Annotated in this window: 4 protein-coding genes; 3 read left to right on the top strand and 1 reads right to left on the bottom strand. The window is 58.9% G+C overall.

The features are described 5' to 3' along the window. Window positions 1-350 precede the first annotated feature (350 nt). Entirely contained in the window at window positions 351-1013 is a 663-nt protein-coding gene (gene parA, locus VGL01_RS18010; protein WP_331571691.1) for a ParA family partition ATPase, read from the top strand. Window positions 1014-1037: 24 nt separating this feature from the next. After that, window positions 1038-2087, top strand: coding sequence for a ParB/RepB/Spo0J family partition protein (locus VGL01_RS18005; protein WP_331571689.1), 1050 nt, complete (start codon window positions 1038-1040; stop codon window positions 2085-2087). Between the two features lie 73 nt (window positions 2088-2160). On the opposite strand, the gene VGL01_RS18000 is transcribed toward VGL01_RS18005, so the two are convergent. Beyond that, a complete protein-coding gene (locus tag VGL01_RS18000) occupies window positions 2161-3519 on the bottom strand; it encodes a replication initiation protein (protein WP_331571687.1) in 1359 nt (452 codons plus the stop codon). A 1868-nt stretch (window positions 3520-5387) separates the two neighbouring features. On the opposite strand from VGL01_RS18000, the gene VGL01_RS17995 reads away from it, so the two are divergent. Continuing rightward, a partial coding sequence (locus VGL01_RS17995; protein ID WP_331571686.1) for a DNA-binding protein occupies window positions 5388-6103 on the top strand: 716 nt, incomplete at its 3' end.

The raw sequence follows: 6103 nt of genomic DNA, 5'->3' as shown, positions 1-6103 counted from the left end.
TCTCGGCTCTCGGCTCTCGGCTCTCGGCTCTCGGCTCTCGGCTCTCGGCTCTCGGCTCTCGGCTCTCGGCTCTCGGCTCTCGAACCAGCTTAAGAACAACGCCCAGCGATGCAAGCCGCGTCGCTCAAGCTATGGCGTTCTGATTGAAACTGCCCGCCACGCAAAAAGCCGCCGCTGTGCGTTCAGCGACGGTGACCTCGCATTGGGAAAACGCATCCCGCTCGCGCCGAGGGCGGTTTATGCGCATAAACCCTCGTCCAAACGACATATCGTCGCGCAAGAGCCACATTAATCATTGAAATAAAAAATCTCCCAGGTAGAATTCATCGACCTGTTACGGAGCGAATAAATTGGCAGCTGAGATCGTCGCGGTTACCCAACAGAAAGGCGGAGTCGGCAAAAGCACCATCGCTATGCATCTCGGTGCGGCTTTTCACGAGAAAGGCAAGCGGGTCCTCGTGGTCGATGCCGATGGCCAAAACACCCTCATTCATTGGTCGAGCGCGTCGTCCGACGCAGACACCGGCATCCCGTTCCCGGTCGTCAACCTCGCAGAGGCCGGAGGGCAAATTCACCGAGAGATAAAGAAGTTCATCGGCGACTACGACGTTATCGTCGTCGATTGCCCGCCGTCTATTACTGAGAAAGTCTCGGGCGTGGTCCTGCTTGCCGCATCCATTGCAGTGATTCCGACGTCGTCGTCGCCCGCTGACTACTGGTCCAGCGTAGGCCTGGTCAAGCTTGTTCAGCAGGCGCAAGTAATGAACGAGGATCTGAAGGCGGTATTTCTGCTCAACAAGACCGAGGAAAAAAGAATGCTGACGCGCGAACTCAAGCGCGCGCTGGAAGACCTCGGCTTCCCATTACTGAAAACACAGATTCCGACGCGAGAGGCATACAAGCAGGCGATGGCTCTCGGTCAGACCGTATTACAGATGAACGACCGGGGCGCAAAGCTCGCCGCGGCGGAAATTCGCGCTTGTGCCGATGAGATCGCGGCCTTGCTCCCCTGAGTTTATGCGCATAAAGGACCCTCAATGAAACCGTCCCAATTCGCCAAAGGCTTTCAAGCGCGGCCGGATACTACGAGCAGTGAAAAGCGAACGGCTCTCGATCGGCTCAACGCCATCGATACCCTCGTCAAGAATGATGCGGCATCGCCTTCGAAGCTGACGCCGAAGACGAGCACGATGACCGCTCCCGCTGATAACGATGATGCGAACGAGTCCCCCGAATACCGTGCTTGGCGCATGACCCATGGCTACACTCCGGGCCAAGTTATCGAGCTCGATCTCAAGGCCATCAAACCGAGCCCATTCAATCCGCGCCATTTCTACATCAAGGCTTCGATCGCGGAGTTGGCGGTGAATCTGGCGAAGCAAGGGCAGCAGCAGGCCATCCACGTCATTCCCGACTACGGCAACCCCGGCACCTACTTCGTCAGCGACGGTGGCCGCCGGGTCCGGGCGCTCAAGGAGGCCAACAAGGAAACGGTCAAAGCCATCGTCGTTGACCTTCCCGTCGGCATCCAAAGCTATAAGCTTGGCTACGATCTGAACGTCCAGCGTGATTCGCAGACGGTTTTCGACAACGCGGTGGTGTGGCGTCGTTTTCTCGACGAACAGCACTTCCAGAGCCAAAAGGAACTCGCAGAACATTTGGGCCTCGACGAATCGACCGTCGCGGTAGCGCTCTCGCTGTCGAAACTGCCCGAATCGATAATGCAGGAGATGGTCTCCAGGCCCGATCGCTTCGGCTCGAACATGGCCTATCAGGTCGGCCGATATCATTCCGCGCGAGGTGTCGAAGCCACGCTGCGACTGATCAACAAAATTCTCTCGGACGATCTGAGCACGCGCCAAGTCGCCGACATCGTCAAAGGCCGCACCGGCCCGCAGGAAAATTCCAAGCCCGTTGGCAGGCAGCGTTACGCTCAGCGCGTGGAGATCAAGTTGGACGGCGCGTCGGTGGGAGAGTTGAAATCCTACGGCGATGACCGCATCGAGTTGCGGCTACGTGGGCTAGCACGGGAAAAGCGCGACGAGATCCTTCGCCAGCTCGAGGCAATCCTGCTGCCCGCGCAGTAGGGCAGCGTGCCCCCAAAGACGAATCGCAGAAGAAGGGGTGGGGTAGGGCGAAGCGAGGATACAGCAGCGGCGCCTAGGCAGTCGCGCGCGAATGGCGAAGGGTGAAGGCGAGCAGATCGCCGTCCGTCGGCTCACCCCAGGTCTTGCGCGCGAGCCAGTCGAAAAATGCCGTTTCGACCAACTTCGAATTGAGTCCACGGCGGCGCCATTCGTCGCGCATGTGCGCACCGAGCTCGGCCAGGGTGTCCTCCTCGAACGAGCGCCTAGCCAGCTCCTGCTCGGACTGGCCTTGCTCCTCGTAAAGCGCCTTGGCTTCCTTGCGCCGGTAGGCGCCATATTCGTCGACGAGCCGTGCCTTGAGTTCGTCCGTAGGTGCCGAGATAGCCGAAACCTTGGCCGCACCTTCAGCCGGCGCCGGAATCTCCACGGCAGGCGCATAGCCTTTTTTCAGGGCGTCCTTGAACAAGGCAGGCGCGCTGCGAACGGGGGGCAACGTGGTACTGCGCATGCGTTGCTCGGTCATCTGCAGCGCGGCGCGGATCCGATTCTCTTCACTATCCGCATAAAGCGTTTGCGCTTCCTTGAGCGGAATGCCGAGCTTCACCATCCTGTCCACGAGCGTGCTGTCGAATACGTTCGGATGTTCATCCAGCGCGAGCATGGGCTGTTTGCGCTCGGTCACCCGAAACTGTATCTCCGCCACCCTGCGTCCCTCGCGATGTTCGATCAACTCGACGAAGATGTTCGTCACCGCATTTACTTCGGCGATAGCGGGCCGCAGGTAGTCGCGTTTGAAGTATTTGTACTCGCGTTTCGCTTCGTCGCCAGCTTCCGTATCGGGCGTACCGGAAAGAATCGGCCGCCACCACGCCCACGATTCGCGCATCGTGAGGTGGCTCGGATTCGTCAGGTAGCGCACACAAATCTCGTACAGCGCAAGGCCCGCACTGCTGCGCAGTTGGCTTTGAAACTGCAGGCTCAAGCGCGCATACTGCACCGGGTCGAGGAGCTTTTTCTTGATCTTCGGCGCGAACGAAAACTCCACCCACACGCGGCGCGTGGCAGGGTCTTCGAGGATTTCCGCATCGGCGATCAGCGTCGAGATGCCCCACTTGCGCCCCGGCTTCTGGCTGGATGTGCCCTGGCTCCATTCGACCTGCACTGACACCATGCGACGCAGATGTTCTTTGACGAGCGCGGTGTCGTTCGAGTCGAAGGCGGAGTTCGCAACGATGTCCGACAGCAGTGCCCTGTAGGTATCGCCCGAATCGTCCGCTTGCTGCGCCACAGCAAGCAGGACATTGAACAGTTTGCGGGTGAGCAGCGTGATTTTGCCGCTCTTCGGCTGAATCGCGATGGCCTCGACCGCTTTGCGCAACTCGGCGGAGCTTGGACTCACCACATCGGTTTTCTTCGCGCGCTTCGTTGCCATGCGTCAGGTCAAGAAGAGATTTGCCAAGAGCATACCGGAGTGCGGTGAACCTCGTCTACAGGCAGGCTCTCACCGTGTTCGGTGAATCTGGCCAAGAAACGGCGCCTCACCTCGGGTGAATCCCGAAAACACTCACCTACCCGGAAGACGGAGTCGCGCAACGAGCGTTGTCTGTTGAGGCATAGCGCAAAATAAGCGATCGACAGTCGGTGCGAAATGCCTGCGTAGGGTCCTGAATAAGCTCACTTTATCGATTGTCGCGATTTCACGACGAACCCACGCTCCATCCCGCCGAACCCCGCTTTACTCGCAGTCTGACTCACATATTCCAGATGGTCGAACTCGCGCGCTCACATCTCAACCGACGAGCGCGGAGCTGCGAGCAATAGGCAACGCGGCTGCAAATCGCAACGACGTCCGCAACCTGGCGTACCGAAATGCGCTTGCGGGGTCGCGCAGTCGCGGTATCGGCTCGCAGCAGATACCGACGGTGCATCCCGAAACTTCTCACCTCACATAGCCCACAAGGCCCGTCCAGTCGCGGTCCGGAACCGCAACGCCCGAAAAACGGCCTCCGCTATAGTCCCTGAAAACACTCACCTTTGCGCCCCGCGACGAGCGATCCGACGGTCGTCGACCCCGCATCCGCTCACCCCCGCAAAGTCTCACCCGTCGATCGCGGTCCAGCAAATTTATCTGTCGCTACCTACACTTAGAGACAACTCCTCGAGAAACCTCTTTCATCGCTGTATCTCCTGTATTCCCTCACCTCAGACGGACGGACCTTGGATGAACGAGCTATACCGCCATCTACGAAAGCCCCCCGCAAACCCTCACCTTTGCGTCTACCGGACTCCCCGATACGCACTCACCAATCAATGTCGGTGCGGCTTACTGCGAGAGTAATGACTAACTTCCTTGGTCCTCGGAGGTGACCGGCCTCAATGTCTCCCGCAAATACTCACCTTCGGGCGCGCGGAGGCATGCTCCTGTGAGATGGCGCAGCAGTTTCGCAAAGCTCCCGAAAAGGCTCACCGTAGAAGACACCGCCGGTGAGCAGCCCAACGCGCGAAGGCCGCCGACAGGACACCATCGGCACGGTCCCGTAAAAGCTCACCCTTCACAGGACCTTTCCTGCAAAGTGCGATGTCCTCCTGAAAAGCCTCACCTCAGATGGGCCATGGTTCCCGTGTTTGCTCACGTTGGCCTCTGAGCGGGGTAGATTGGAGGCGTAAACCGAGGTGCGCAGCGCTCCCGGAAAACCTCACCTGCTCGATGGTGCTCGCGGATCCGCGGGCCACGGAGAGCGTGACGCTGGCGCCCGACCGGTCCCGTAAAGGCTCACGTTTTGGCGAGCCCGTCTTCGGTCCGGCTCCCGAATCCGCTCACGACCTATCCCGCAGCGGCTCACGGTCATTCCCGAACCTCATCACGCAACGCTCCCGCAACGTCTCACGATTGCCCCTGCAAAAGCTCACGTTGCACCGCGCAAACCCGTGAGCAGCAAGGGTTTGCGGAGTCGTTAACGTTTTTAAATAAGGTTCAAGGGTGTTTACTTCTATGACTCTCAAGAAAGACCGTCGTGTATCGTTGAAAAATTGTTGGAACAATCTTCACGAGCTTGGGACACACCTGTTCGTGAAACATGGCGTCTATTAACGCTGCTTCAGCACATCCCTTTACAATCAAAGACTTGATTCAGCTCCTTCGCTTTGTTTCACGGATCTGCTTGAACAGCCCCGCCGTACAAGCCCTTGTATCGACGATGAAGCGGGTCGGTCGCCAAAAAACGACAGTTCGATGTTCGCTCGTATTGCCTGCTACGTAATCCGTTATGATCCGCACACATTGAAACCGAGTTTGCACCCATGTCCATCCTAGACGAGCAACGACAGCTCATCCGGCAAGAGCTGGAATCGATGAAGGCCCGCGGGCTGCATCGTCGCGAATTGTCGCTCCATGCGTGCAAGCGGTTGTTTTTCGATTTGGGCATCCGTCCTTCGATGGCTGCTGTGCGGGAGCTGACGCAAACCGGTAGCGCAAGCGACATCCCCAAAGACATCGATCATTTCTGGGAGCGTATTCGCGAGACTTCGAAGGTCAAGGTCGGCGCCGGGGCGATTCCACCGTCGCTGGAAGACAAAGCCGGAGAACTGCTCGGCGAGCTCTTCGCGCAGGCACTCGCGCATGCGAAAGAAATGCTGGAGACCGAGCGCCTCGAAATGCAGGCAACTCTCGAAGAGGCTCAACGCCGCGTGCGTGATGCCGAGGTTCGCCAGGAAACGCTGAACGAGGCGCTCCAACGCAGCGAGTCTCTCGCCCAGACTGCTTGGGCACGGGTACGCGAACTCGAGGCCGAGTTCGCCAGCGAGCAGACACAACGCGCATCGAGTCACGAGACATTGACCTCCACCGCAGCGCGGCTCCTGGCCGACAACGAAAAGCTCGGCCGGTTGCTCGATGACGAACGCACGACGAACGCAAAATTACGCGAGCGCATCGATTCGCTTCAGGCGGAAATGCGGCAAAACGCGGAGCACTACGCCACCCAGATCAAAGATGCGATCGCCGAAGCCGAGCGCCG

Origin of the sequence: Trinickia sp. (assembly GCF_036503415.1) — a bacterium.
Classification (GTDB): Bacteria; Pseudomonadota; Gammaproteobacteria; order Burkholderiales; family Burkholderiaceae; genus Trinickia.
Note: the sequence above shows the minus strand (reverse complement) of the source record. Positions and strands in the feature narration are given on the sequence as shown.